Origin of the sequence: Bacteroides xylanisolvens, from assembly GCF_018289135.1 — a bacterium.
In the GTDB taxonomy this organism is placed as follows: Bacteria; Bacteroidota; Bacteroidia; order Bacteroidales; family Bacteroidaceae; genus Bacteroides; species Bacteroides xylanisolvens.
Genome location: NZ_CP072216.1, coordinates 5,580,446 through 5,606,249 on the forward strand (window position 1 = coordinate 5,580,446; position 25,804 = coordinate 5,606,249).

Sequence of the window (25,804 nt, forward strand, 5' to 3'; positions counted from 1 at the left end):
ACACCTTCTTTATTATGAGAAAAATGAATCATTTTAAACTATTAGCGGTGATATGCGCAATGGCGCTATTTGCCTCATGCAATTTTGAAGAAATCAATACCAACCAATTTGAGATGAGCGACGGAGAAGGTGCGATGGATGGTTTTGAAGTCGGAGGGCTGATTACAGCTATGCAACGGACAGTGATTCCCGTAGGCACACAGGCTGATGATACAGATGTTATCAATGAATATCAAATAGCTTATCATCTGTCGGCCGATAATTGGAGTGGATTTTTTGGCGAGAACAACAGTAACGGTTGGAACGCAGGTAGTAACAATACTACTTATTATTTGTTGGACAATTGGATAAAAGCGACCTATACACAGTCTTATACCAATGCTCTTGATCCTTGGAAGAAATTGAAAATAGCGTCCGAGAAAAATGGTACGCCCGAAGTCTTTGCTTTGGCTCAAATTCTGAAGATTTCCGCTTGGCACAAGACACTTGAAAGTTTCGGTCCGATGCCTTATTCTCATGCGGCGGACGCTACAATGAACATTCCGTTCGATTCGGAGAAAGAGGTGTATACGGCGATGTTTGAAGAATTGACCGCAGCCATTGAAGAATTAACAGAAAAGGCGGCAAATGGGGTGAATGTAATGGGCGCTTATGATGCGGTATATGCCGGAGATGCTACCAAATGGGTGAAATACGGCAATTCGCTGATGCTTCGTTTGGCTATGCGTGTCCGCTTCGCTGATGCGGAACTGGCGAAAAAGTATGCTACTCAAGCAGTAAATCATTCTATCGGTGTGATGACGGCTAAGGATGATGCGGCTCAAATGAGTCAAGGAGCGGGTATGACTTTCCGCAACAACATTGAATGGCTGGCAGGCAACTATAATGAAGCTCGTATGGGTTCTTCCATCTTTTCTTATCTGATGGGATATGAAGACCCGCGTTTGAGCGTTTATTTTTTGCCGATGGATGGTAATGCCTCTTATGGTGTTGAGGCTTTCGACGGAAAAACGTATCAAGCGGTGCCGGCAGGGCATGCCAATGCGCAGAATGATATCTACAAATCTTGCTCAAAGCCCAATATTCAAAGTGGAACTCCTACATATTGGCTGCGTGCATCGGAAGTTTATTTTTTGCGTGCGGAAGCAGCTTTAGTGTGGGAAGGTTTCGGCAGTGCGGATTCATGGTATAAACAGGGCATTGATATGTCTTTTCAGGAGAATGGTGTGACCGATCCTGTAGACGATTATATGAATTCCAATTTGGCACCTCGGGCATATGTTTTTTCCCATTATCAGTATGGGCAAACACTTTCTGCTCCGTGTGAGACTACTGTCAAGTTTGAAGGAACAACAGAGCAGAAGTTGGAAAAAATTATGATTCAGAAATGGATTGCTTTGTTTCCTAACGGGCAGGAAGCGTGGACGGAATGGAGAAGAACCGGTTATCCGAAGTTGAATGTCATTAAGACTTTGAAAGGAGCAGTGCAAGGCGCAACTCTTGAGGGTGGTATTCGCCGTATGATTTATCCCACTAGTTTTTCTCAGACTAACGAGGGAAAGGCTATTTATGAAGCAGCCTTGAAGTTGTTCAATAACGGTGCAGGTGGCGAAGATAAGTCTTCTACCCGTTTGTGGTGGGATTGTAAGAGATAACCTACATGTATCATTTTAATACAGATGAAGAATATGAAATCATTAAGAAAATTGTTATATATTATTCCATTGACAGGCATGATGGTAACTTCTTGCATGGATGTGGAGAATATTGAGATAGACCATATAGGCGGGTATGCCACAATGAACAATGCGGAGAGTGAGGCATATTATGCCAATCTGCGCGCCTATAAGGCGACTGCTTGGAATTACAATCGTCCCGTAGCTTTCGGATGGTATTCCAATTGGGCGCCTGCTGGAGCTTATCGAAGAGGATATCTCTCTGCTATGCCCGATAGTATGGATTTTGTTTCAATGTGGAGTGGCGCTCCAGGACGTTATGAAATCACTCCGGAGCAGAAGGCAGATAAAGAGTTTGTGCAAAAGGTGAAAGGAACGAAACTGTTGCAGGTAAGTCTGCTTTCTTATCTTGGTAAGGGTGCGACACCAAATTCGGTATACCTCGAAGTGGAAAAACAAGCGGAGGAAGAAGGCTGGTCGGCGGCTCAATTGGAAACGGCGAAGAAACAAGCCCGTTGGAAATATTGGGGATTTGAAGGTCAGTTTGAAAGTGAAAACCATTATGCATGTCTGGCGAAGTTTGCCAAAGCTCTGTGCGATTCTTTGTATGCAAACGAATGGGACGGTTATGATGTAGACTGGGAAATCGGTAGTGGTGTGTTTGATATGGATGGCACATTGAGTCAGAATAAGCATTTGATTCATTTGGTTAAAGAGATGAACAATTACATTGGCCCGAAAAGCGATCCGGAAGGTAAAGGACATAAAATGATCTGTATTGATGGAAATATTTATGGGCTTACCCATGAATTGGATGAGTATGTCGATTATTGGATTATACAAAGTTATGGTAGTTCCAATCCCGGTTTTGATGGTTATGGCGTTGATCCTAAGAAAATAATCTGTACAGAGAACTTTGAAAAGTATGCCACTAATGGAGGTCAATTGCTGAAGCAGGCAGCTGCTATGCCGCGAGAAGGTTATAAAGGTGGAGTAGGAGCTTATCGCTTCGATAATGATTATGACAATACGCCAAATTATAAATGGATGCGTCAGGCTATTCAAATCAATCAGCGGGTTTTCAATGAATGGAAAGCGAAACAAAACGAAGCGGCAAATAAACCGCAGGAATAAGTGGACTTATAAAATTCTAAAACAGTAAAAAGATGATGAATAAACATATATTCTATTATTTGATGGTAGGTAGTATGGCGTTATTGTTGGGCGCTTGCAACGACAGCATGAATGACCTGCTGGAGCCTAAGGTTTATTTCGAAAGCAAGGAATATAATTTCTCGGTGGAAGATGAAATGGATGTAATGACATTTGATCTGGTTTCAAGACTCTCGTCAGCAACCTCCTCTCAGGTAGACGTATCATATAGTGTAGCCGAACCAAGTGTAGTAGACGAATACAATGCAAAGTATGGCACAAATTATGAGATGCTTGATGTTTCGCAGGTAAAGCTAAGCAGTACGACATCTTCTATTTCGAGTGGAAAATTGTATGCGGATAATGTAGAAGTCGAACTTTCCGGGTTAGAAGCCTTGAAAGCCGGGAACTCGTATGTTTTGCCTATGCGGGTGCATTCGTCCTCGGTGTCGACTCTTTCCGGAACAAACATTGCATATTTCTTTTTCTCCAAACCGTTGAAAATTACCAAAGCTGGTAACTTCAGTAATCACTATATTTCTGTGAAGTTCCCTGTCGGTACTTTCTTCTCGTCATTCACTTACGAAGCATTGATTAATGTGGATTATTTCCTCGATAATAATACGATTATGGGAACTGAAGGTGTGATGATCCTCCGTATCGGTGATGCGGGAGGAGGAATTACTCCTAAAGATTATTTGGAAGTGGCCGGAAGACAGAACTACCGTGTAACGAAACCGTTGTTAACAAATCGTTGGTATCATGTAGCGTTGACTTATGATCAACCGACAGGAAAAACAGGCATTTATGTAAATGGTGAGAAATGGGCTGGTTCAGATTGGGGGATTGACGGTTTTGATCCGAATTCGGATATGGGTTTTTATATTGGTAGAATCTATGGTTTTAAATGGGGTGAACGTCCATTCCATGGTAAAATGAGTGAAGTCCGTGTTTGGAGTGTAGCCCGTACGGAAAATCAACTTAAGCAGAATATGCTGGGTGTTGACCCTGCTTCAGAAGGCTTGGCACTTTATTATAAACTAGACGGATCGGAGACTCAGGAAGGTGGAGTTATCAAAGATGCCACAGGGCGTATAAACGGTACTACAAATGGAATTACTATTAAGACGTTGGATGCTCCGATAGCTATCAATTAATGGAACACACAAATTTGTGAGAGATTTTGCTCTTTGCATTTTTGAATATGAGTGAAAGCCTGCTTACTGAAAAGATAATATTCTTTGGGTAAGCAGGTTTCTTTTATTTATGTTTGTTTTATGAAGAAGTTACTATTTCCCCTGTTTATATCTTTTCCATCTAAATGTTTTTGCCAGTACCTTTATACATATAATTTATGCGGTTCATGTAAACCAATATGTAAACCGGAAAAATACGAATAAAATCTGTTGAATCCATAAAGCGAAGATATTACGGAGAAAGCTTTCTACTGTAATTATGATCTTTTTAGGGAACTTCTCAGATAATGATTGGCGCTGCTTCCAATGACATAAGATTACAGACGAAGGTGGAGATAAAATAGGAGATATTATCTTTGGCAGTTCGATATGTTCTAAGTACATTTGTTTCTGATAAAAGAAATGAATGTTCAAGATGAATATGGAAGAAAGTAATAACGGAAGCAAGAAACTGCAAATACGCAATAGTACGGCTGAATTTCTTATTTTTCAGATAGAGAATAAAGAAGAAGGCATTGAAGTGCTTTATCAGGACGAAACTTTGTGGCTGACGCAGAAGACGATGTCGATATTGTTCGATGTTGATATACGCACAATTAATGAACATTTGAAAAATATATATTCGCAAGGAGAAGTAGATAAGAATACAACTATCCGGAAAAACCGGATAGTTCAAAAAGAAGGTAATCGGAATATTTCTCGTGAAGTTTTTATTTATAGTCTTGATGCCATCATTTCAGTCGGCTATCGCGTCAACTCCGTGCGCGCCACTCAATTTCGGCAATGGTGTACATTTATACTTCGGCAGTTTGCCATTCGTGGATATGTCATTGATAAAAAGCGAATGGAGAACGGATCATTCATCAATGAAGATTACTTTGAACATTTGCTTGCTGAAATCCGGGAAATACGATTGAGTGAGCGACGTTTCTACCAAAAGCTAACAGATATTTATGCTACCAGCATAGACTATAACCTCAATGCCCCGACCACACGTTTGTTTTTCAAAAAAGTCCAGAACAAAATGCACTATGCAGTTCATGGACACACGGCGGCAGAACTTATTGTAGAGCGTGCCGATGCAGAGAAGGAACACATGGGACTAACTACCTGGGAGAAAGCTCCTAACGGAAAGATTGTAAAAACAGATGTGTCGATAGCAAAGAATTATTTGAAAGAAGAAGAACTGGAGTCAATGGGACGGTTGGTCAATGCTTTTCTGGATTTGGCAGAAGACCGGGCAAAGCGGCATATTCCTATGACAATGGAAGATTGGGCAAAACGTATAGATAAATTCTTGGATAGCGATGACCGCCCCATATTAAATGATTCAGGAAAGATGTCTGCCGAACAAGCGAAAGATTATGCAGAAACCGAATTTGAGAAATACCGTATCTTTCAGGACCGTGTGTTTCAGTCTGATTTCGACAAGTTGAATACAACTCGAAGTAATACAAAGTAAGATTTACGACATACGCGGGTAAAAGGTGATGTTAGACTTTGATTTGGCGGAAATGTACGGAATAGAAAACAGGGTGCTAAAACAAGCTGTTAGACGTAATTTAAAAAGGTTCGAAGGTGAGGACTTTATGTTTGAACTCACGAGGGACGAACTTTCAAGATCACAAATTGTGACCTTGAACAAAGGAAGAGGCAGCAATTTTAAATATATGCCTTTTGCTTTTACGGAACTAGGCGTAGCAATGCTTAGTAGTGTTCTAAACTCTGATACTGCTATTGGAATAAACAGGGGTATAATGCGTGCTTTCGTTGCGGTTCGTCAGTTACTGTTAAACCCGCCGACCGATCCAGTATATGAACTTCAAAACGAAGTCAAGGAACTAAAGGAGTACATAGAGGAAGTATTTGCAGACTATAACGACATCAATGACGACACTCGGACGCAGTTAGAATTAATAAATCAGACGTTAGCCGAATTGCAGGCGCAAAAGGCTTTAGCAGATAAGCCGCGTAATCCTATCGGCTTCGTTACTCCCAAGAAGAAAGAGTAAATAGGCGGTCCGGTTGTTCCGTTGGCTATTCGTTGGTTGCTCTATTGGTTACATGGAGAGTTGGATGCAAATACAACTATTTAGAAAAACTTAATAGCTCAACAGAAAGGTGGAAGACAAGTATCCTGGAAATTTGAATCTCATAATGATTTGTACCTGTTTTATTGTCATACTGTCAGGAATACATTCAAGTGAATGAATATCAACGTTCTATCACCTGACAATAACCATTGATAATAGGCTGACAATAAAATATCCAGACTTTTATTGTCAGCCTTGCTTTTATCTCTTATGATAGCTTTATTACCTGATAAACAGTACCTTTATAAGTATGCTTCGAAGGAATACCGCATTTTTGCAGCAATCTCCCGAAGTGGTATACTTTGTTATCAGACAATGACATACCGCTTTTCTTCTTCAGATAATTCAATATTTCAACCGGAGTAAGAAATTCCCCTTCCTCTTTCGTTTGTGCAGTCTTGAAATACTGGTAAAACAATTGCAACATAGCCGGTGTCTGCTCAAACTCACGGTTGTTTTCCGTCATAATCTGCTCATCCTCACTGTCAAACCAGTAGCGTTCGCCATGATGAATCTCGTACATGGCTTGTGCGTAAAGCTGTTCATAATCTATCGGCTGTGTAGTGTCGATGTTTCCCGTCACTTCAATACAAATGAAACGGCGGCTTCCCGAAGGATCAGTCAACAAATCCTTCTGATTGCTTGTACCGATAAATGAAGCATACCGCTGCAATTCAAGTACCGAGCGACCGTGCGGTTTCCGTAGATTGACCACAGGCTTTTGAAGAATATGTTTCAGAAATCCCTGTTGTGGCAGAGTTATCTGGTCAAACTCATCGATGTTGATGAGCGCAAACCGATTCAGATACAGTTCTGCATCCCGTTTATGGCTGAAATCAATGCTGTCTGTATAGTAAGCGCGAAGCGCAGGCGGAATCATTTCACGGCAGAAAGTTGATTTATGAGTTCCCTGTCGGCCCACTAATATGGGCGACGTATTGTTCGCGTGCATTTTATCTACTCCTCTCCAATGTGAAACCATATTCAGGAACCAACGGTGGAAAAGCAATTCCCAATGCGGATTTTTGCAAGGAACCCTGTTTGCCAAAGCATGAATACGGTCTTTGCCGTCCCAATGAGGCAGATGAAACAGGAACTCTTCCAACGGATTGTAGATTGGCACACGGTTGGAATGTAAGTATCGGTCTATGTCCCTGTCCCATACGCCAATACCTTCGGATTGGGCATCAAGCATGATACTGTTTTGTGCCCGTTTGTCAATAGGATGAAAATAAAACTGAAACGAGAAACGCTCCCGGTATTCCACTTCCCCGATCTGCGTATTATAACGGAACTCATAACGACGGTTCATAAATTCGTCCATCTGCAGGCTAAGGCGTTGCTCTTTAGTCAGGCAGTTGCTTTTGGGCACTCCCTTACATTCTTTGTATACGTTTCTTATCATCTCGCGTATCAGCATCGGATTTTTTCTTTTGTAATAACGCATGATGGTTCGTCGGGTTACCTCCTCTTCCGGGATGCCGGAGTAGTAACAATTTTCGGCAAGCGGGACTACTAACGTTTGCAAATCATGATCGTTCCGATGCCAGTCTGTTTCTATTTCTTCGAATGTCTTCCGCAATGCCGCTTCATAAAGCAATGCTACTGTATCTTCCGTGTCATACCCCGGCAGTGCTCGATTCAGTGGAGATGCTTCAGTGCTCGATTTCTCATGATAAGTCATCTCGCCGGGCATACCGATGGGTTGTGAAAGATAGAAAGGGACAGGGGTGGGACGGTAAATCAAGTCCGGATCATAGCTAAGACGTGAGAATTGTTCCAGTTTCGGCTCTTTCAATAGAATGTTGAAGGGAAGTTGAGGCTGATAACATTTAATGGCAAGCCGGTAAGCATGTGCCTGAAACACTTCGGCTTCTTCCGTTGTTTGCGGTAAAGTGCCGTCCGGACGGGTGAAGCAAGTCCATATCTTGACGCTTTTACCACTTGCTCCCATAAAAGCCAGCATTGTTTGGGGAAGTTCGGCTGCCTTTTGCTTCACGATTTCCACTTCTGTCTTTCCGGCTAGCGGACCGATGGTCAGTTCTACAATGCCATTGTAGGTTTTCATTCGCTTCACTCCGTTCACTCGTCCGAAGGCTGCTGCGGGAATCACTCGTGGTAGTTTGTTGGCGAGGGAACAAGGCTCGTCGGGTAGAACAAAATGCAGGGCCTGACGTAATCCGGTTACCGGGCGGAGCTTGGTTTCTTTTTTCATTTTTTCTATCAGCAAGTCGATGTCTGTCACGCTTAGTGCCTCCGTATCTCCGTTTTCCCTGATTTGTGTAATCTTCATTTTTCTTCTCTTGATATTTAATGAGAGTAAGTGTTTGTTATTGGTTTCAAAGGTACGGATAAGGTACTTGTAAAACAAACTATTTGCGCTTTATCGCGATAAAGAATGTGTTTTCTTGTTATACTCTATTCAAGAAGGCGGACTTGAAACATTAACAAGTAAGTAAAGATATGCTCGCCACTGTGTATTGTTGCATAAAGACACCGTTATTCGTACGTTAACTTACCGGTATTGGTAGTTCGCCACGGCCGTGACGAGATCTTCCCACGGCCGTGGTAGGAATTCGTCACGGCTGTGGAAAGAAGTTACCACGGCCGTGGGAAGGTAAAGATACCGTAGCTTTAGCTGAACAATACTGCTGCTTTAGCTGAACAATACTGTTACTTTAGCAGAACAATACCTGCTTCTTTAGTGAAAGATACCAGATGCGCAGCATTCATTTAACGGGGGCGACATTCGCTTCGTAGCGAGTTTATATTTCTTATACGCTCTTTGCTAATATTGAACTTCTTCTCTTTCAATACAAAACTTCCTGTATTTATTTCCGTATTTCCACTTTGTTTCGAAAAAAAAAGCATATCTTTGTCATACGCTTTCTGTTCATCAGCGTGATGAAATAGGTAAGAAGCGTTTTTTATATTTATAAATAGGAATATTTACGACTTATCCCTCGTATTTGAAATCTAGCAAGTTTCTGTCCGTAGAGGGGTGGTTCAACAGATATTCCACGTGAATGGCCGTATGTCAACATATCGATGAAAGATGTGTTATATATACACAATTAGCGTGGATGTCTGTTGTTATCATTATCTTTCGGACGGGTTTGCTAGGCCTCAAATACGGATAATGGTTCAACAGCATTCACGCTTTTATTGTACCCGGTTGGTTTCATGATCCTTATAAATCCCCAACCCCAATCTCCTGTCCGCCCGGAATGCAAAAAGCGCGAATGTTTGTTGAATCAACATCAACAGAGCACTATTTATTCCTTGTTGTATAACAAATTAAAAACAAACACTATGTCACAATGGATTAGCATAGAAGCGGCAGCCGAGAAATACCGACTCGAAAAAGAGTATATCTGGCTCTGGGTGGAAATGAAAAAAATCACAGTGTCTTATGAGAACGATACAGTTTCCATAGATGATGATAGTATTCAGCAATTCATAAAACGGACTAAGCTGGGAATTACGTCTGAATATATCGATGAGTTAGAGCAACTTTGCATGGAAAAAAACAAAACCAGCAGATTGTATGCTTCACTTTTGAATATGCGGGATCAGGAATTAATGGCAATTAGAGGACAAAGTTCGCGACTGGACGGTTTATGGAAAATGGTGGAGGAACAATACGAAAGACTGCGCTCCTTCGAGAAGAATTCTATGTCGGACAACGCTATTTGTAGCAACTGCTGGATCAGAAAGATATGCAGGAGATTGAAACGAATTCTATAATTCTGCCGTGAATTTAATCTATTAAATAACAGGCTGACAATAAAAGTACGATCTTTTTATTGTCAGCCTATTGTCATAGCTTATTGTCAGGGTGCAATGAGTTACTAGTCACCGTATTATCCAGCGAAAACTCCTGCTGACAATAAGAACCCTCCAATTTATATGTAAACCTAAAACCTATGAAACTTTTCTGTTATTAATTACACGCATGGCCGCAGTATAGTATTCGCAAGGAACAGAAATCAAAATACTGTTTAAACCATTGTCTTTCATTGAAACCTGGATATAGGCTGCATTCAATAAACTTTTTACGCTGGCTACCTCCCAAGGACTACCAGCAAAAACATTGACTTGAGAAATCTTTCTACTTGTAATCATGATCTTTATAGTGTGTTTTTGTTTTTACTGCGACAAAGATAAGAGAGAAAAGCAACATAGAGGTGCAATATTGTTTCATATATAGTATACAAATGATTCATTGAATCAGGATTTGTATTAATTGACCAGTTTGTAGTATGATTCATATAAGAAATCCTCCTTCGGTTGCCAAAAGACAAGTGAAGGAGGATTTATCGATAAATAGGTGCTTTTTTACTTATTTCTTATCGTTTTCACGAATTTCCACCCGGCGGATCTTACCGCTGATTGTCTTAGGAAGCTCTTCTACGAACTCGATGACACGCGGATATTTATAAGGAGCAGTCACTTTCTTTACATGGTTTTGTAATTCCTTAATCAGTTCCTCTCCGGCACGTGCTTTATAGTCTTTGGATAGAACAATCGTAGCTTTTACTACCTGGCCGCGAATCTCGTCGGGTACTCCGGTAATAGCACATTCCACAACAGCCGGATGAGTCATCAACGCACTTTCCACTTCGAATGGGCCGATGCGGTAACCGGAACTCTTGATTACGTCGTCTGCACGACCGACAAACCAAAGGTAGCCGTCCTCGTCTTTCCAGGCAACATCGCCGGTGTAATAAATACCATCGTGCCAAGCTTCATGAGTGCGTTCCGCATCCCGGTAGTATTCTTTGAAAAGTCCGAGAGGTTTACCTTTGCTGGTGCGGATTACAATTTGTCCTTGTTCACCCGCTTCAACAGAGCGACCTTCATGGTCGATCAAGTCTACATCATATTGAGGATTCGGCAGCCCCATGCTTCCCGGTTTCGGTTCCATCCAAGGCATGGTGGCGATGGTGAGGGTTGTTTCTGTTTGTCCGAAACCTTCCATCAGTTTGATACCCGTCAGCTTCTTGAAAGTTTCAAATACGGCAGGGTTCAATGCCTCTCCGGCAATGGTGCAGTATTTAAGTGAAGACAAGTCGTACTTTGTCAGGTCTTCGTGAATCAAGAACCGGAAGATGGTAGGAGGTGCACAGAGAGAGGTGACATGATATTCCTGGATTTTTTCCAGAATAGCTGCCGGGGTAAACTTCTCGTGGTCGTAGACGAAGATATTGGCTCCGGCAATCCACTGTCCGTAGAGTTTTCCCCATACTGCTTTTCCCCAGCCGGTATCGGCAATGGTGAGGTGAAGACTGTTCTCGTCTAGGTTGTGCCAAAAACTACCGGTAACGATATGACCTAACGGATAAGTAAAGTCATGTGCCACCATCTTAGGTTCGCCGGTAGTGCCGGAAGTAAAATACATCAGAGAGATGTCGTCGTTAGTGTTCGCATGGCGCGGACGTACAAACGGAGCAGCATTTTCGATACCTTGATGGAAATCTTCGAAGCCTTCCGGGATTTCCGGACCGACACTGACCAACTTTTCAACCGTGGGACATTCGGGAAGAGCCTCTTTGATATGTTGCAGGATGATTCCTTCGCCGGCAGCTACAATCATTTTGATGTCGGCAGCGTTGCAACGATAGATAATATCCTTTTTGGTCAGTAAGTGAGTAGCCGGAATAACGGTTGCTCCTAGTTTGTGAAGAGCGATGGTGCTATACCAGAACTCATAACGGCGTTTCAGAATCAGCATCACCATGTCGCCACGGCCGATACCCAGGCTCTGGAAGTAAGAAGCGGTCATGTCCGTAGATCGTTTCATGTCGGCAAATGAGAATTGGCGACTTTCGCCTTTGTCATTTGTCCAAAGTAAAGCGTTCTTGTCAGGTTGTTCGGCAGCCCAGGCGTCTACTACGTCATAGCCGAAGTTGAAATTCTCCGGGACGTTTATTTTCAAGTTTTTGATAAAATCCTCTTGTGAACTGAAAGAGGTCTGTGATAAAAATCTTTCTACCATGATGTTATTACATAATTACTGCCAGAAAACGTACTGTTTTGCCATCGAGCGCTTTCATGCCATGTGGAAGTTTAGAGTTAAAATAGATACTGTCGCCTTGGTTGAGGATGATTTCTTTGCCTTCGATGTTGATAAGCATACGTCCTTCGATGACAAGGTTGAATTCTTGTCCGTTATGTTGGTTATAATGGATTGGTTCGTCGTTTGCTTTCGGTTCAACGGTGACGATGAACGGGTCGGCGGTACGGTTCATGAATCCTGAAGCCAGTGATTGGTATTTATAAGCTTTGGTACGTTCGATGCTGACTCCTTTGCCGGCACGGGTCACGAAGTAGCTGCTCATTTTAGGCTCTTCACCAAACATCAGGGCGTCGAGAGCTATATTATACGTGCGGGCTATTTTTTGTAACATGCTGACAGAGATATCGTAGTCTCCGGTTTCTGCAAGTCGGTATTCTTCGGCAGAGATGTCGCTGTCGCGGGCGATATCCTCTGCGGTCAGTTCCAGTACATCACGTAATCCGCGGAGGCGTTCTGCGATCTGTTTAATTTGTTCATTCATACAAGTGGTTCGTATTTTTATGATTAATAATTCTATGGTATTATTTGGAGGCTTTCATGGCTTTGATGATAGCGGAGGTGAATCCGTTGTGTTCCAGTTCATTGATCCCCTTGATTGTGATTCCGCCCGGAGTGGTGACCTTGTCGATTTCTACGCTGGGGTGGGTGTCGTTGTTCTGAATCAGTGCGGCTGCTCCTTTTAAGGATTGTGCTATCATCTGCATGGCATCTTTGGGACGAAGTCCCATTTCGATTCCGGCTTGCATGGCTGCCTGAACGTATTTCAATACGTAAGCGATACCGCAGGAGGTCAATGCGGTGGCTGCCGCTATTTTATCTTCGGGAATAAGCATCACGGTTCCCATCTCGCTGAACAACCGGAGGATGAATTTGTCTTGTTCATCGTTCGTATTGCGGGCGGCAACAAGCGTCATACTTTCCAGTTCGCTGATAGCGGTGTTCGGAATCAGGCGGAACATGGCCATTTCCGGTGCTACGACGTAATGAGCCAGTTCTTCAAAACTGATGCCGGCAGCTACGGAGATGAGTATCTGTTTGCTTTTCAGTTTCAATTCGCGCATCACCGGTTCCATAAACCACGGTTTGACAGCAAGGATGACAATATCTGCTCCTGTGGCAGCTTCCACATTGCTGTTGGTGATAGAGATACCCGGAAATTCCTTTTTCAGTTTCTCTAGTTTTCCGGCACTCGGATTGGACACAATGATGTCCGAATCGTCTATCAGACTTCCTTTTGCCAGGCCACGGGCTATTGAGCCGCCCATGTTTCCTGCACCGATAATGGCTATTTTCATATACGCTTATTTTTAATGAGTTGTTAAAGGCAAAGGTAACAGTTAATTACGAAAAAACAAAAAGCAGCCGGAATAAGAAATAAATTTCTAATAAAGGCTGCTTTTATCGTTGGCTGTTTATTAATCAAATGAGCGATTAGAGTACTTTCTTGAACCGGGCAAGGAAGTCTTCTGCTTCCTCCATAGTAAGACAGAGAGGAGGTAACAGGCGAAGTACATTCGTACCGCTTGCTCCGGTAAATACATGCTCGTCATAGATGAGGCGGCTGCGTAGTTCTTTGATGGGCTCTTCGAATTCGAGTCCGATCATGAGTCCGCGTCCGCGTACCTCTTTTATTTGCGGGAATTTCTTCAGTTCTTCCAGTAAGTAGTTACCTACTACCTTTGCGTTTTCTATCAGATTTTCTTGCTCAATGACGTCCATCACAGCGAGTGCTGCCGAGCATGCCAGATGGTTTCCGCCAAAGGTAGTTCCCAATTGACCATATACCGGTTTAAACATCGGGCTGATCAGGACACCTGCCATCGGGAAACCGTTGCCGATACCTTTGGCTACAGTGATGAGGTCCGGCTTGATGTCATTATATTGATGGGCGAAGAATTTACCGCTACGCCCGTATCCGCTTTGAATTTCATCGAGAATCAGGATCGTTCCTGTCTCGCTGCAAGCTTTGCGGAGTTCCTGCATAAATTCGGTGGTCGGTATCTTGATACCGCCTACCCCTTGTATTCCTTCAATGATAACAGCGCATGTGTTTCCTTTAGACAATTCCTGCTTCATCGCTTCAATATCGTTGAGCGGGAGATAGGTGACATGACCGTTATTGTTGATAGGGGCGATAATGGAAGGATTGTGAGTCGCTTCTACCGCAAGAGATGTCCGTCCGTGAAACGCCTTATTGAAAGATACGATTTTGGTACGTCCGTTATAGAAGGAAGCCAGCTTCAAAGCGTTTTCGTTCGCTTCGGCTCCACTGTTAATCAGGAACAGGCTGTAGTCTTCGTAACCGGAAATCTTGCCCAGTCGTTCGGCTACCTCTTGTTGGAGCTTGTTGATGACGGAGTTTGAGTAGAAACCAAGTTTAGCCACCTGGTTACTTATCATTGCTGTATAGTGAGGGTGTGCATGTCCGATAGAGATAACGGCATGACCTCCGTAGAGATCCAGATATTCCGTTCCGTTCTCATCCCATACCTTGCAACCGTCGCCCTTGACAATGTTGATGTTATATAAAGGATATACGTCGAATAATTTCATAATAATTAAATGAAGAATTAAGAATGAAGAATGAAGAATTAGGTTACTTCATGGTTCATTTGATTATTTTGGGCAGTTTTGATTGAAGAAACAAGCAGAGCTATGAGTTCTCCACAATCAATCTCCATACTATTAAAAGCATTAGAATCGATATAATCTGAATCTTTTAAAAGATTCAACCAATAGTCGGTTTCATTAGCTTCCTTTAATGATATACTTAGTTTATTAATGAAGTCAGCATTGCTTTGGGCAAATTCGGATTCTCGAATTGAAGCTCCAATAGAAGTGCCGGAACGAAGAATTTGTTTGCTGAGGATGAACTCTTGTTTCATTTCTCGAAGATATTTAGTCATTTGTACAATTCGAAGTGCAAATGAATAGCTTTTTGTATTCAATAATGAATTTGTTCTATTGTGGCAATTCTTCATTCTTCGTTCTTCATTCTTCATTAAAACGCTGAAGGCTTCAAACGTAGTCCTACGGTTTCTTCCAGATTGAACATCAGGTTCATGTTATGAACCGCTTGTCCGCTGGCGCCTTTCAGCAAATTGTCGATACAAGAGATAATCAATAGTTTGTCACCGTGTTTCTCCAGATGTATCAGGCACTTATTAGTATTAACGACTTGTTTCAAGTCAATATTCTTGTCTACGATGTGTACAAAGGAGTCTTTTGCATAATATTCCTCATACATACGAACGATTTCTTCCAGTGCTACTTTGGTTTTGACTACCATCGTTGCAAAGATACCACGAGCGAAATCGCCACGGTATGGAATGAAGTCGATCTCCGCATCGAAACTATTTTGCAGCTGTTTCAGTGATTGCTTGATTTCCGGAACATGCTGGTGCTCGAATGCTTTGTACACACTCATATTGTTGTTTCTCCAACTGAAATGACTGGTAGCACCCGGTTTCACTCCGGCTCCCGTACTTCCTGTAATGGCATTTACCATTACATCATCCGTCAGCATCAGATTCTTGGCAAGCGGAAGCAAACCGAGCTGGATGCAGGTTGCAAAACAGCCGGGATTGGCTACGTGCTTTGCCGTACAAGTGGCACGGCGGTTCAGTTCCGGCAGGCCGTAGATAAAGTCGTGGTCGTCGCTCATAATGCGGTAGTCCATCGAGAGGTCGATAATCTTCAGGTCTTCCGGTATGTTGTGACTTTCCATGAATTTCTTTGTGTCGCCGTGGGCAGTGCAGAAAAAGAGAACGTCGATTTCGTCCAGAGGTAACTGGTCGGTGAATCTTAGATCTGTTTCTCCATACAAGCCTTCGTGTACGTCGGTAATTCTGTTTCCGGCATTACTGCTGCTGTTGATAAATACGATTTCAGTTTCCGGATGGTTGAGCAGCAGACGGATTAATTCGCCTGCTGTATATCCTGCGCCACCAATGATTCCTGCTTTAATCATATCTCTTCGTCTTTGTGGTTATTATAGTAAACACGTAGCGGAGTAGAAGTGACTTTGATAAAGCCTTTGGCGTCTTCGGCTGTCCAGCCTTTCTGCATTTCACCGTATTCTCCGAATTTAGTCTTCACCAGATCGTCTTCCGATTCTACACCTACGGTAGAGAAGGAGAGAGGGCGAAGCTCGAGGATAGCCGTACCGTTTACGTTACGCTGGCTTTCCTGCAACATCGCTTCGATGTCACGCATCACCGGTTCGAGGTATTGGCTTTCGTGGAGGAACATACCGTACCAGTTGGCTACCTGGTCTTTCCAGTATTGTTGCCATTTGCTCAATGTATATTTCTCAAGGAAGCGATGGGCACCGATAATCAACATCGGGGCGGCTGCTTCGAATCCTACACGGCCTTTGATACCGATAATTGTATCACCCACGTGCATATCACGGCCGATACCGTATGCTGCACCAATCTCTTCCACTTTCTGGATGGCTTTGATCGGGTCGTCAAACTTCTCATCGTTGACAGCTTTCAGTTCCCCTTTTTCGAAAGTCAGGCGGAGCTGTTCGCTGCCTTCTTTTTCAACATGTTTGAGGTAGGCTGTTTCCGGGAGTCCTTGCGCGGAGTCGAGGATTTCGCCACCACAGATAGAAGTACCCCACAAACCTACATTATAAGAGTATTTCAGTTTGGTGAAGTCTGCGCTGAAACCATGTTTGTTCAGATAATCAATTTCTTCCTGACGGCTCAATGCCATGTCACGGGTCAATGTGATGATTTCTACATTGGGAGCCAGTACGAGGAAAGTCATGTCGAAACGGATCTGGTCGTTACCTGCTCCGGTAGAACCGTGTGCGATGGCATCCGCACCGATTTCGTTGGCATAGCGTGCGATAGCCAATGCCTGGAAAATACGTTCGGAACTAACAGAAATAGGATAAGTACCGTTACGCAGCACATTTCCGAAAACCATGTATTTCAGGCTCTTTTCGTAGTATTCCTGGGTAACGTCCAGCGTCACGTATTTCACTGCTCCCAGTTTATAAGCATTTTCTTCGTTTGTTTTCAGTTGTTCTTCGCTGAAACCACCCGTATTGGCACAAGCTGCATATACTTCGTAACCTTTTTCTTTGGCGAGGTACATGACGGTGAACGATGTGTCCAGTCCGCCGCTGAATGCCACCACTACTTTTTTCTTCTTTTCTTCCATAGTGCTGTATCTTTTAAATGTTATTTCTTTCTTGTTCTTTTTTGATGTTCCGCGGCTCTGTCGGATCGTACAGCATGGCTGTGCAGATGCAGAACTTGCGGTTTTTCGCTACCAGAATATCATGGTTGATACATCCTTCGCATCCTTTCCAGAAAGCTTCGTCGTCTGTCAGTTCGTTGAAGGTGACAGGCACATAACCCAGTTCGGTGTTCATTTTCATGACAGCTGCTCCGGAGGTCAGACTGAATATTTTTGCTTTCGGCCATCGGAGACGTGCCAGTTGGAAAGAAGCCTGTTTGATGCGTTTTGCCAGTCCTAATCCACGGAAATCGGGATGAACGATCAGACCGGAAGTAGCCACATATTGCTTGTTTCCCCATGATTCGATGTAGGTGAATCCGGCAAAAGTATCGCCACAAAGAGCAATAATCGCCTTACCTTCTTTCATCTTTGTCGCTACGTATTCGTGTGTACGTTCCGCAATTCCTGTTCCTCGTACGGCGGCAGCATTTCTGATAGTTTCCAAAATAGTGTCAACGTAAACCTCATGTGAGGCGTCGGCTACCATAACATCTATTTGTTGAGTGTCCATTTCTTTATTATATAATAATAGGTATAATTATTCGATATTGGGAATGATGAGTGACAGAAGCTGACGTATTTTGCTGATGGCAACTCCTTCACGCAACACCAACATGATTGTATCGTCACCGGCAATGGTTCCCAGTATTTCACTGAATTCATTGTTGTCGATGTCATACGCCATGCTGCTCGCATAACCGGGACGGGTGCGGATAACGGCAATGTTACCGGAAAACTGTAAAGAGATAAATCCGTTGTTACGTAACATTTCACCGGCACTCTGGTCGGTAGAACGTTTATACATTATGTTGTTCGGCAGTACATATACGTACTTTCCGTTCATACTGGCAGCTTTGGCTACTTTCAATTGTTTCAAGTCGCGGGAGAGGGTGGCCTGTGTCAGTTCGAAGCCTTCGCGGTTCAGCTCTTGCAGCAGTTCTTCCTGCGAACCGACTTCCTTGCTTGAGATAATCATTTTGATGGCGTCTAACCGATTTGCTTTCTTCTTCATTGTATAATTATTCTAAGAATGGCGCAAAAGTATGCATTATTTCGGAGAAAAGATGCATAAAACCAAAGTTTTTTTGCATAAAAGTGAAAAATATGCTAAACGGTGAGAGCCTGCTTTTTTGTTTTGTGTCAAAATGTATACCCTTTCAATCAAAATACATAAGGAAAGGGAGGAGGGAATCGCCTATCTTTGCCATGTAGGTAAATGGATACCTTAAATATATAGACAGAATACCATGAAACAAAACTTTTTTGCAGTCGACCTGGGCGCAACGAGCGGCCGTACAATCTTAGGAACTTTCATTGAAGGCGGATTAAATCTGGAAGAGATTAATCGTTTTCCTAACCACCTGATTGAAGTGGGTGGACATTTCTATTGGGATATTTATGCATTATATCGTCATATTATTGACGGATTGAAGTTGGTGGCTCATCGTGGCGAATCCATTGCTTCTATCGGTATTGATACCTGGGGAGTGGATTTTGTATGCGTCGGAAAAGACGGTAACCTGCTTCGTCAACCATACGCGTACCGTGATCCTCATACGGTAGGTGCACCGGAAGCTCTTTTTTCCCGTATTTCGCGTAGTGAAGTCTATGGCAAAACGGGTATTCAGATTATGAATTTTAATTCACTTTTTCAATTAGATACTTTACGTCGCAATCACGACAGCGCATTGGAGGCGGCAGATAAAATTCTGTTTATGCCGGATGCATTAAGTTATATGCTGACCGGAGAGATGGTGACGGAATATACAATTGCTTCGACAGCGCAGCTGGTAAATGCTCAAACACGTCGTTTGGAACCGGAGTTGCTGAAAGCAGTAGGTTTGAGTGAAAAGAATTTCGGACGTTTTGTATTCCCAGGTGAAAAGGTGGGAGTATTGACGGAAGAAGTGCAAAAGATTACCGGACTGGGGGCAATTCCTGTAATTGCGGTAGCCGGTCATGATACCGGTTCTGCTGTTGCTGCCGTTCCGGCATTGGATCGCAACTTTGCTTATTTGAGTAGCGGAACCTGGTCACTGATGGGAGTTGAAACGGATGCTCCGGTGATTAATGCTGAAACGGAAGCGTTGAACTTTACCAATGAAGGCGGGGTGGAAGGAACCATCCGTCTGTTGAAGAATATCTGTGGAATGTGGTTGTTGGAACGTTGTCGTTTGAATTGGGGAGATACAAGCTATCCTGAATTAATCAATGAGGCGGATGCTTGCGAGCCGTTCCGTAGTCTGATTAATCCGGATGATGATTGTTTCGCGAATCCTGCAGATATGGAAAAAGCCATTGCTGAATATTGCCGGGTTACCGGACAAGCAGTTCCCGAGAAACGTGGACAAGTGGTGCGTTGTATTTTTGAAAGTCTGGCTTTGCGTTATCGTCAGGTATTGGAGAATTTACGTTCGCTTTCTCCCCGTCCGATTGATACATTGCACGTAATTGGCGGCGGTAGCCGGAATGATTTGTTGAACCAGTTTACAGCTAATGCGATAGGAATTCCTGTGATAGCCGGTCCGTCTGAAGCAACAGCTATCGGTAATGTAATGATTCAGGCAATGGCAGCAGGTGAAGCAACGGATGTTGCCGGTATGCGCCAGTTAATCAACCGCTCTATCCCGTTGAAAACTTATCAGCCGCAAGATACGGAAGCTTGGGACGCGGCTTATATCCATTTTAAGAATTGCGTTCGATAATGCATTGAACAACCGACAGAATAATCATTTATTTAAACTAATAGAATATCATGAAAAAAGAAGAACTGATTCAGAAAGCGTATGAGATTGCTGTGGAACGTTATGCAGCAGTAGGTGTGGACACCGAACAAGTATTGAAAACGATGCAGGGTTTTCATTTGTCACTTCACTGCTGGCAGGCTGATGACGTTGCAGGATTTGAAGTACAGGCCGGCTCATTGACCGGAGGTATTCAGGCAACCGGTAATTATCCGGGCAAAGCTCGTAATATTGATGAATTGCGTGCTGATATTTTGAAAGCTGCTTCTTATATTCCGGGTACTCATCGTCTGAACCTGCACGAAATCTATGGAGATTTCCAAGGTAAGGTGGTAGACCGTGACCAGGTAGAACCGGAACATTTCAAGAGCTGGATCGAATGGGGTAAAGAACATAACATGAAGCTTGATTTCAACTCTACCTCTTTCTCTCATCCGAAATCAGGTGACTTGTCTCTTTCTAATCCTGATGAAGGTATCCGTCAATTCTGGATTGAACATACCAAACGTTGTCGTGCCGTTGCGGAAGAAATGGGTAAGGCACAGGGGGATCCGTGTATCATGAATCTTTGGGTACATGACGGAAGCAAGGATATTACGGTAAATCGTATGAAATATCGTGCATTGCTGAAAGATTCTTTGGATCAGATCTTCGCTACCGAATATAAGAATATGAAGGATTGTATCGAATCTAAGGTGTTCGGTATCGGTCTGGAAAGCTATACAGTGGGTTCTAATGACTTCTATATCGGTTATGGTGCTTCTCGTAACAAGATGATTACGCTGGATACCGGTCACTTCCATCCGACAGAAAGTGTAGCTGATAAAGTATCTTCACTGTTGCTTTATGTGCCTGAATTGATGTTGCACGTGAGCCGTCCGGTTCGTTGGGATTCAGACCATGTTACTATCATGGATGATCCGACAATGGAACTGTTCAGCGAAATCGTTCGCTGCGGTGCTTTGGACCGTGTACATTATGGTCTTGATTACTTCGATGCATCTATCAACCGTATTGGTGCATACGTAATCGGTAGTCGTGCTGCACAGAAATGTATGACTCGTGCCCTGCTCGAACCGATTGCTAAGTTGCGCGAATACGAAGCAAACGGACAGGGATTCCAACGTCTGGCTTTGCTCGAAGAAGAAAAGGCGCTTCCTTGGAATGCAGTTTGGGATATGTTCTGCTTGAAGAACAATGTTCCTGTTGGTGAAGATTTCATCGCAGAAATTGAAAAGTACGAAGCCGAAGTAACTTCTAAACGATAAGTTATGGAAATCTTAATCGGCTTATTGATTATAGCTATCGGTAGCTTTTGCCAGTCCAGTTCTTATGTACCTATCAAAAAGGTAAAAGAATGGAGCTGGGAAAGCTTCTGGTTAATACAAGGTGTATTTGCCTGGTTAGTGTTCCCGTTCCTGGGTTCACTACTGGGTGTACCCCAAGAGAGCAGTTTGTTCGACTTGTGGGGAGCAGGAGGTGCTGGAATGAGCATCTTTTATGGTATATTGTGGGGAGTAGGAGGGTTGACTTTCGGACTTTCCATGCGCTATTTGGGTGTTGCGCTCGGACAGAGTATCTCACTGGGTACTTGTGCCGGTTTCGGTACCCTTCTTCCGGCTCTTTTTGCCGGTACAAACTTGTTTGAAGGTAACGGGCTGATTCTTTTGTTGGGTGTTTGCATCACGTTGGCAGGTATTGCTATTATCGGGTATGCCGGTAGTTTGCGTGCGCAAAACATGAGCGAAGAAGAAAAACGTGCTGCTGTAAAAGACTTTGCATTGACAAAAGGGTTACTGGTTGCACTTTTGGCTGGTATCATGAGTGCCTGCTTTGCTTTGGGACTGGATGCGGGAACACCTATCAAAGAAGCCGCTTTGGCTGGTGGAGTGGAAGGACTTTATGCCGGTCTTCCGGTTATCTTTCTGGTTACGCTTGGAGGCTTCCTGACAAATGCAGCTTACTGTTTGCAACAGAATGTGGTTAACAAAACGATGGGTGACTATGCTAAAGGAAAAGTGTGGGGCAATAATCTAGTGTTCTGTGCGTTGGCTGGTGTACTATGGTATATGCAGTTTTTCGGATTGGAAATGGGTAAGAGCTTCCTCACCGAAAGCCCGGTGTTACTGGCTTTCTCCTGGTGTATTCTAATGGCATTGAACGTAACCTTTAGTAATGTTTGGGGAATAATTTTAAAAGAATGGAAAGGGGTGTCAAACAAGACCATAACTGTGCTGATAGCTGGTCTGATTGTACTTATCTTCTCTTTAGTATTCCCAAATTTGTTTTAAAAAAATCAAGAACGGATTACACGGATTACGCAGTTTTTTTATAACTTGCGGCAAAATCCATGTAATCCGTGCCTAATTAAAATATATATATAATGAAATCAATTTTAGAGAATCGTCCGGCACTTGCCAAAGAAGTAAACAAGGTAGCAGAAGTTGCCGGATACTTGTGGCAGAAAGGATGGGCTGAACGTAATGGTGGTAATATCACTGTTAATATCACAGAGTTTGTAGACGATGAAATCCGTCAGATGAAGCCGATCAGCGAAGTAAAGTCTATCGGTGTGACTCTTCCTTATCTGAAAGGCTGCTATTTCTACTGCAAGGGAACTAATAAACGCATGCGTGATTTAGCCCGCTGGCCGATGGAAAATGGTTCGGTAATCCGTATTCTGGATGACTGTGCCAGCTATGTGATTATTGCGGATGAAGCCGTAGTCCCGACATCGGAATTGCCTTCTCACTTGAGCGTACACAATGACCTGTTGAGCAAAAACTCTCCTTATAAAGCATCTGTACACACACACCCGATTGAACTGATTGCCATGACACATTGTCCGAAATTTCTGGAAAAAGATGTGGCTACCAATCTGTTGTGGAGTATGATCCCTGAAACAAAGGCATTCTGCCCGCGTGGTTTGGGTATCATTCCTTATAAATTACCTAGTTCGGTGGAATTGGCTGAAGCTACCATCAAAGAATTGCAGGATTACGATGTGGTGATGTGGGAGAAACATGGTGTATTTGCAGTGGATTGCGATGCGATGCAGGCATTCGATCAGATTGATGTACTCAATAAGTCGGCTCTGATTTATATCGCAGCTAAAAATATGGGCTTCGAACCGGATGGTATGAGTCAGGAACAGATGAAAGAAATGTCAGTTGCTTTCAATCTTCCTAAATAAGATTTATACTAGTCATTGATTTTAATTACTTTAGAAACCGTGGCATTTTCTACCCTGGAAGGTGCTGCGGTTAACCCTTTAAACAAATAGATAACCATGAATCGCATTATTTTAAACGAAACTTCGTACTTCGGTGCCGGATGCCGTAGTGTCATTGCTGTGGAAGCAGCCAGACGTGGCTTTAAGAAAGCCTTTTTTGTAACGGATAAAGATCTTATCAAGTTTGGTGTGGCTGCCGAAATCATTAAAGTATTTGATGAAAATCAGATTCCTTACGAACTTTATAGTGATGTAAAAGCGAATCCTACGATTGCAAATGTACAAAATGGTGTGGCGGCATACAAAGCTTCCGGAGCCGATTTTATCGTTGCTTTGGGCGGCGGTTCTTCCATCGATACTGCCAAAGGAATCGGTATTGTTGTGAACAATCCGGATTTTGCAGACGTGAAATCTCTGGAAGGGGTAGCCGATACCAAACACAAAGCGGTGCCTACTTTCGCGCTGCCTACTACTGCCGGAACAGCTGCGGAGGTAACGATCAATTATGTGATTATTGATGAAGATGCCCGCAAGAAAATGGTTTGTGTAGACCCGAACGACATTCCTGCCGTAGCTATCGTAGACCCTGAACTGATGTACTCAATGCCAAAAGGACTGACTGCTGCTACCGGTATGGATGCTTTGACTCATGCCATCGAAAGTTATATCACTCCGGGTGCTTGGGTAATGAGCGATATGTTCGAATTGAAAGCCATTGAAATGATTGCTCAAAACTTGAAAGCAGCTGTGGATAATGGTAAAGATGTGGCAGCCCGCGAAGCAATGTCACAGGCACAATATATTGCCGGTATGGGATTCTCGAATGTCGGTTTAGGAATTGTTCATTCGATGGCGCATCCGCTAGGTGCGTTCTATGATACTCCTCATGGGGTAGCCAATGCCTTATTGTTGCCGTATGTGATGGAATACAATGCTGAATCTCCGGCAGCTCCGAAATATATCCATATTGCGAAAGCAATGGGAGTGGACACTACCGGAATGAGTGAAGCCGAGGGAGTAAAAGCGGCTGTTGAGGCAGTGAAAGCACTTTCTGCCAGTATCAATATACCGCAGAAATTACATGAAATCAATGTGAAGGAAGAAGATATTCCTGCACTGGCTGTAGCTGCTTTCAATGATGTTTGTACAGGCGGTAATCCTCGTCCTACTTCGGTAGCAGATATCGAAGCTCTATATCGCAAAGCTTTCTAAAGTTAGTTTTTGCGGAAGTTCTTTTCACCACAGATTACACAGATTTACACAGATTTAATTCTTAAATATCGGCTTCCGATTAGAAAATAATCTGTGTAAATCTGTGTAATCTGTGGTGTTTTTCTGAAAATAATTCCTATTTTTGTCCAACTCAATTACATGAAAACACACTGGTATGATCGAGGATAATAGTTTAGGATTAGAATTTAAATATCTGATTGTAAATGACATGGACCGTAAATTCGGGCTATGGGTAAATACCGTCGGCTATCAATCCATTCCTCCTGATTCACCTTATCCGTTGAAAGAGCATCCTTCCGGTTACTTCTTTAATGCAGAAAAAGGAAGAGTGCTTCGTGAGTATCAATTGGTATATATCACCAAGGGACGTGGTTTGTTTTCATCTGATTCTACCTCTGAAAAGCAAGTTTGTAAAGGTCGGCTGATGGTATTGTTTCCCGGACAATGGCATACTTATCGCCCGTTGCGGCAGACTGGTTGGACGGAATATTATATCGGTTTCGAGGGGCCTATGATAGACGCCATTGTTGATGATGCTTTTTTGTCGCAGGAACAGCAAATACTGGAAATAGGCCTTAATGAAGAGTTAGTCTCATTATTCTCCCGTGCTCTTGCCGTAGCCGAAGCGGATAAGATTTCCGCGCAACAATATCTTTCCGGGATTGTGCTCCACATGATAGGGATGATTCTTTCCGTCTCCAAGAATAAGGTTTTCGAGATGAGTGATGTGGATCAGAAAATCGAACAGGCAAAAATCATTATGAATGAAAATGTTTCCGGCAATGTGGACCCGGAAGAGTTGGCTATGCGACTCAATATTAGTTATTCATGGTTTCGACGTGTTTTTAAGGAGTATACAGGTTATGCTCCGGCTAAATATTTCCAGGAATTGAAACTTCGTAAAGCTAAACAAATGCTGGTGGGAACTTCCCAGTCAGTAAAAGAGATTTCTTTTTTTCTAGGTTTCCAGTCAACCGAATATTTTTTCTCTTTCTTCAAGAAACGTACGGGACTAACTCCGTTGGAGTATCGTTCGTTCGGGCGGGAAGAATGAATAGGATGAAGTTCATATCTATTAGTTATTTGGCTCTGATTTTGGGAATATCATAAAAACTGTTACTTTTGTGGCGAAGATAATGTGCT

General features: G+C 43.1%; 23 protein-coding genes. 12 read left to right on the plus strand and 11 right to left on the minus strand.

Going from position 1 to position 25,804, the window contains the following annotated elements:
* Positions 1-14 precede the first annotated feature (14 nt).
* The 5 genes from INE92_RS23010 (at position 15) to INE92_RS23030 (ending at position 6,036) form a co-directional block, all read left to right on the plus strand.
* The gene (locus INE92_RS23010) at positions 15-1,655 is read left to right on the plus strand and encodes a SusD/RagB family nutrient-binding outer membrane lipoprotein (protein WP_074707154.1); all 1,641 of its coding nucleotides are present in this window, start codon (positions 15-17) and stop codon (positions 1,653-1,655) included.
* Between the two features lie 33 nt (positions 1,656-1,688).
* A complete protein-coding gene (locus INE92_RS23015; RefSeq protein WP_049701768.1) occupies positions 1,689-2,810 on the plus strand; it encodes a glycoside hydrolase family 18 in 1,122 nt (373 codons plus the stop codon).
* Positions 2,811-2,842: 32 nt separating this feature from the next.
* Positions 2,843-3,985: a DUF1735 and LamG domain-containing protein gene (locus INE92_RS23020; RefSeq protein WP_004310490.1), complete on the plus strand. Its 1,143-nt coding sequence runs from the start codon at positions 2,843-2,845 to the stop codon at positions 3,983-3,985.
* A gap of 445 nt (positions 3,986-4,430) precedes the next feature.
* Positions 4,431-5,486, plus strand: a complete 1,056-nt coding sequence (locus INE92_RS23025) for a virulence RhuM family protein (protein WP_008024497.1) — start codon at positions 4,431-4,433, stop codon at positions 5,484-5,486.
* Positions 5,487-5,514: 28 nt separating this feature from the next.
* Positions 5,515-6,036 (plus strand): ORF6N domain-containing protein, encoded by a 522-nt coding sequence (locus INE92_RS23030; RefSeq protein WP_008024499.1) that lies wholly within the window; start codon positions 5,515-5,517, stop codon positions 6,034-6,036.
* A gap of 289 nt (positions 6,037-6,325) precedes the next feature.
* Here the strand turns inward: INE92_RS23030 and INE92_RS23035 are convergent, their stop codons facing one another.
* Positions 6,326-8,410: a BT4734/BF3469 family protein gene (locus INE92_RS23035; protein ID WP_009040255.1), complete on the minus strand. Its 2,085-nt coding sequence runs from the start codon at positions 8,408-8,410 to the stop codon at positions 6,326-6,328.
* Positions 8,411-9,429: 1,019 nt separating this feature from the next.
* Here INE92_RS23035 and INE92_RS23040 point away from each other — a divergent pair.
* A complete protein-coding gene (locus INE92_RS23040) occupies positions 9,430-9,864 on the plus strand; it encodes a hypothetical protein (protein ID WP_004305010.1) in 435 nt (144 codons plus the stop codon).
* 177 nt (positions 9,865-10,041) lie between these two features.
* On the opposite strand, the gene INE92_RS23045 is transcribed toward INE92_RS23040, so the two are convergent.
* The 10 genes from INE92_RS23045 to INE92_RS23090 all read right to left on the minus strand — a co-directional run bounded on the left by INE92_RS23045 (position 10,042) and on the right by INE92_RS23090 (position 18,464).
* Complete coding sequence (locus tag INE92_RS23045; RefSeq protein WP_008776408.1) at positions 10,042-10,242, minus strand: DUF2007-related protein; 201 nt, start codon at positions 10,240-10,242, stop codon at positions 10,042-10,044.
* 217 nt (positions 10,243-10,459) lie between these two features.
* Positions 10,460-12,115, minus strand: coding sequence for an AMP-binding protein (locus tag INE92_RS23050; RefSeq protein ID WP_004310478.1), 1,656 nt, complete (start codon positions 12,113-12,115; stop codon positions 10,460-10,462).
* A gap of 7 nt (positions 12,116-12,122) precedes the next feature.
* The gene (locus INE92_RS23055) at positions 12,123-12,677 is read right to left on the minus strand and encodes a helix-turn-helix domain-containing protein (RefSeq protein WP_004313803.1); all 555 of its coding nucleotides are present in this window, start codon (positions 12,675-12,677) and stop codon (positions 12,123-12,125) included.
* Positions 12,678-12,717: 40 nt separating this feature from the next.
* Positions 12,718-13,491: a pyrroline-5-carboxylate reductase gene (proC, locus tag INE92_RS23060; RefSeq protein WP_004310476.1), complete on the minus strand. Its 774-nt coding sequence runs from the start codon at positions 13,489-13,491 to the stop codon at positions 12,718-12,720.
* A 136-nt stretch (positions 13,492-13,627) separates the two neighbouring features.
* A complete protein-coding gene (locus INE92_RS23065) occupies positions 13,628-14,749 on the minus strand; it encodes an aspartate aminotransferase family protein (protein WP_074708731.1) in 1,122 nt (373 codons plus the stop codon).
* A 38-nt stretch (positions 14,750-14,787) separates the two neighbouring features.
* A complete protein-coding gene (locus INE92_RS23070; protein WP_195436425.1) occupies positions 14,788-15,198 on the minus strand; it encodes a four helix bundle protein in 411 nt (136 codons plus the stop codon).
* Positions 15,198-16,166, minus strand: coding sequence for an N-acetyl-gamma-glutamyl-phosphate reductase (gene argC / locus INE92_RS23075; RefSeq protein ID WP_004313800.1), 969 nt, complete (start codon positions 16,164-16,166; stop codon positions 15,198-15,200). Before argC ends, INE92_RS23070 begins: the two co-directional genes overlap by 1 nt.
* Complete coding sequence (locus INE92_RS23080; protein ID WP_004310468.1) at positions 16,163-17,371, minus strand: argininosuccinate synthase; 1,209 nt, start codon at positions 17,369-17,371, stop codon at positions 16,163-16,165. Before INE92_RS23080 ends, argC begins: the two co-directional genes overlap by 4 nt.
* A 13-nt stretch (positions 17,372-17,384) precedes the next feature.
* Entirely contained in the window at positions 17,385-17,963 is a 579-nt protein-coding gene (locus INE92_RS23085; protein WP_004299851.1) for a GNAT family N-acetyltransferase, read from the minus strand.
* Between the two features lie 27 nt (positions 17,964-17,990).
* Entirely contained in the window at positions 17,991-18,464 is a 474-nt protein-coding gene (locus tag INE92_RS23090; RefSeq protein WP_004310466.1) for an arginine repressor, read from the minus strand.
* 235 nt (positions 18,465-18,699) lie between these two features.
* Here INE92_RS23090 and rhaB point away from each other — a divergent pair, with 235 nt between their 5' ends.
* From rhaB to INE92_RS23120, 6 genes are all read left to right on the plus strand, one after another.
* Positions 18,700-20,157, plus strand: a complete 1,458-nt coding sequence (gene rhaB / locus INE92_RS23095) for a rhamnulokinase (protein ID WP_015533061.1) — start codon at positions 18,700-18,702, stop codon at positions 20,155-20,157.
* 50 nt (positions 20,158-20,207) lie between these two features.
* Positions 20,208-21,464 (plus strand): L-rhamnose isomerase, encoded by a 1,257-nt coding sequence (locus INE92_RS23100; protein WP_211421261.1) that lies wholly within the window; start codon positions 20,208-20,210, stop codon positions 21,462-21,464.
* Between the two features lie 3 nt (positions 21,465-21,467).
* The gene (gene rhaT, locus INE92_RS23105; RefSeq protein WP_004310462.1) at positions 21,468-22,487 is read left to right on the plus strand and encodes an L-rhamnose/proton symporter RhaT; all 1,020 of its coding nucleotides are present in this window, start codon (positions 21,468-21,470) and stop codon (positions 22,485-22,487) included.
* Between the two features lie 92 nt (positions 22,488-22,579).
* Positions 22,580-23,389 carry a rhamnulose-1-phosphate aldolase gene (rhaD, locus tag INE92_RS23110; protein ID WP_004310461.1) on the plus strand — a complete coding sequence of 270 codons (810 nt, stop codon included), beginning with the start codon at positions 22,580-22,582 and terminating at the stop codon, positions 23,387-23,389.
* Positions 23,390-23,485: 96 nt separating this feature from the next.
* The gene (fucO, locus tag INE92_RS23115) at positions 23,486-24,640 is read left to right on the plus strand and encodes a lactaldehyde reductase (protein WP_004299884.1); all 1,155 of its coding nucleotides are present in this window, start codon (positions 23,486-23,488) and stop codon (positions 24,638-24,640) included.
* Positions 24,641-24,815: 175 nt separating this feature from the next.
* On the plus strand, positions 24,816-25,715 hold the full coding sequence (locus INE92_RS23120) for an AraC family transcriptional regulator (RefSeq protein ID WP_004310460.1): 900 nt from the start codon (positions 24,816-24,818) through the stop codon (positions 25,713-25,715).
* The last annotated feature ends 89 nt before the right edge of the window (positions 25,716-25,804 follow it).

Coding starts and splice junctions, on each gene's coding strand:
- INE92_RS23045 (WP_008776408.1), bottom strand. CDS start 10,242: ATGATTACAAGTAGAAAGATTTCTCAAGTCAATGTTTTTGCTGGTAGT.
- INE92_RS23025 (WP_008024497.1), top strand. CDS start 4,431: ATGTTCAAGATGAATATGGAAGAAAGTAATAACGGAAGCAAGAAACTG.
- INE92_RS23080 (WP_004310468.1), bottom strand. CDS start 17,371: ATGGAAGAAAAGAAGAAAAAAGTAGTGGTGGCATTCAGCGGCGGACTG.
- rhaB (WP_015533061.1), top strand. CDS start 18,700: ATGAAACAAAACTTTTTTGCAGTCGACCTGGGCGCAACGAGCGGCCGT.
- INE92_RS23065 (WP_074708731.1), bottom strand. CDS start 14,749: ATGAAATTATTCGACGTATATCCTTTATATAACATCAACATTGTCAAG.
- INE92_RS23020 (WP_004310490.1), top strand. CDS start 2,843: ATGATGAATAAACATATATTCTATTATTTGATGGTAGGTAGTATGGCG.
- INE92_RS23030 (WP_008024499.1), top strand. CDS start 5,515: ATGTTAGACTTTGATTTGGCGGAAATGTACGGAATAGAAAACAGGGTG.
- INE92_RS23050 (WP_004310478.1), bottom strand. CDS start 12,115: ATGGTAGAAAGATTTTTATCACAGACCTCTTTCAGTTCACAAGAGGAT.
- INE92_RS23120 (WP_004310460.1), top strand. CDS start 24,816: ATGATCGAGGATAATAGTTTAGGATTAGAATTTAAATATCTGATTGTA.
- INE92_RS23040 (WP_004305010.1), top strand. CDS start 9,430: ATGTCACAATGGATTAGCATAGAAGCGGCAGCCGAGAAATACCGACTC.
- INE92_RS23035 (WP_009040255.1), bottom strand. CDS start 8,410: ATGAAGATTACACAAATCAGGGAAAACGGAGATACGGAGGCACTAAGC.
- proC (WP_004310476.1), bottom strand. CDS start 13,491: ATGAAAATAGCCATTATCGGTGCAGGAAACATGGGCGGCTCAATAGCC.
- INE92_RS23100 (WP_211421261.1), top strand. CDS start 20,208: ATGAAAAAAGAAGAACTGATTCAGAAAGCGTATGAGATTGCTGTGGAA.
- rhaD (WP_004310461.1), top strand. CDS start 22,580: ATGAAATCAATTTTAGAGAATCGTCCGGCACTTGCCAAAGAAGTAAAC.
- INE92_RS23010 (WP_074707154.1), top strand. CDS start 15: ATGAGAAAAATGAATCATTTTAAACTATTAGCGGTGATATGCGCAATG.
- INE92_RS23085 (WP_004299851.1), bottom strand. CDS start 17,963: ATGGACACTCAACAAATAGATGTTATGGTAGCCGACGCCTCACATGAG.
- rhaT (WP_004310462.1), top strand. CDS start 21,468: ATGGAAATCTTAATCGGCTTATTGATTATAGCTATCGGTAGCTTTTGC.
- argC (WP_004313800.1), bottom strand. CDS start 16,166: ATGATTAAAGCAGGAATCATTGGTGGCGCAGGATATACAGCAGGCGAA.
- INE92_RS23055 (WP_004313803.1), bottom strand. CDS start 12,677: ATGAATGAACAAATTAAACAGATCGCAGAACGCCTCCGCGGATTACGT.
- INE92_RS23090 (WP_004310466.1), bottom strand. CDS start 18,464: ATGAAGAAGAAAGCAAATCGGTTAGACGCCATCAAAATGATTATCTCA.
- fucO (WP_004299884.1), top strand. CDS start 23,486: ATGAATCGCATTATTTTAAACGAAACTTCGTACTTCGGTGCCGGATGC.
- INE92_RS23070 (WP_195436425.1), bottom strand. CDS start 15,198: ATGAAGAATGAAGAACGAAGAATGAAGAATTGCCACAATAGAACAAAT.
- INE92_RS23015 (WP_049701768.1), top strand. CDS start 1,689: ATGAAATCATTAAGAAAATTGTTATATATTATTCCATTGACAGGCATG.